Raw genomic sequence first — 1,154 nt, 5'->3', positions numbered from 1 at the left:
CCTTTGGGGCGGGGCTGCAGAACGGAGGTGCGGTTGGGAGCTGTGGTTCGCCGTTGCATCTGGCTCGATCTGAAATTTCCGGCCCAAGGTATCTGCAACATGCGGGTTTGTCTGTGAAAAATTTGCGTATGACGATAGCGCTGCTGCTGTGCCGCATAAGGCCAGTCTGGTTTAATGTCCAGCGATGCCAGGGCCGTTCGGGTCCAGCGCTGTCAGCAGCGAATTCTGAAGCGCCGAATTGCCCGCAACCACCCCATTCAGGCGGGGGTGCGGATTGTTGAAGCGCAAGGGGCTGCCGGTTTGATCTGTAAGGATGCCGCCAGCTTCGCGTATCAGCAAATCACCTGCCGCAATGTCCCATTCCCAGCTTGGACGCAGGGTCAGCATGGCGCCGAAACGGCCGTCTGCCACCTTGGCCAGCCGGTAGGCAAGCGATGGCCGGTAGCTGCGGATGAATTCAGGCGGGGTGCCACCCAGCCAATGATGGGCCTGCAGGTTAGGTTTGGCAGCCAGCACTTCAGAACTGGAAAGTTCTGTTGCAGGGGACACATGAATCGGGCTGCCATTGCAATTCGCTCCCTGGCCATTGGCGGCAGTGTACATCAGCTCCCGTTGCGGTAGATAGATCACGGCGGCGGTCACCTCGCCGTGTTCAGCGACAGCAAAGGAATGCGCCCAGGTGCGGGAACCCTCGGCGAAACTGCGGGTGCCGTCGATCGGGTCGATGATAAAAACCTTGTCGCGCAACAGCCGCGCGTCATTGTCTTCAGTTTCTTCCGACAGCCAGCCATAGCCGGGCCGCGCCTGTTGCAGCATGTCTTCGAGCATTGCATTGACGGCCAGGTCGGCTTCGGTCACGGGACCAGCGCCGCCGGGCTTGTCCCAGCGTTTGGCTTCGGGACCGGAAAAACGGCACGCAATATCGCCGGCCTGTTCCGCCGCTTTCACAAGCAGGGAAAGGTCAGTTGCCGGCAAGGGTCATTCCTTCGGTCAGCAGCGAAGGGACCACGGTTGAGAGGTGCCCGCGCGCGTCATTGGCGGGAACGATCCGCCGCAGCATGTCAAGCAGGTTGCCCGCGATAGTGCATTCGTTGACGGGATAGGCGATCTCGCCGCTTTCCACCCAGAAGCCCGAAGCGCCGCGGGAATAATCG

At 60.8% G+C, this 1,154-nt stretch carries 2 protein-coding genes; both read right to left on the bottom strand.

The window, feature by feature from the left end; all coding sequences use genetic code 11:
• Positions 1–171 precede the first annotated feature (171 nt).
• On the bottom strand, positions 172–975 hold the full coding sequence (locus A2I95_RS40570) for a 3'(2'),5'-bisphosphate nucleotidase CysQ (protein WP_027256851.1): 804 nt from the start codon (positions 973–975) through the stop codon (positions 172–174).
• Positions 962–1,154, bottom strand: a 193-nt coding sequence (locus A2I95_RS40565) for a metallopeptidase TldD-related protein (protein WP_291737968.1), incomplete at its 5' end; no start/stop codon positions are given. The genes A2I95_RS40570 and A2I95_RS40565, both read right to left, overlap by 14 nt.

The organism is Leisingera sp. F5 (assembly GCF_001593695.1).
This window is presented reverse-complemented; position numbering and strand designations above follow the sequence as displayed.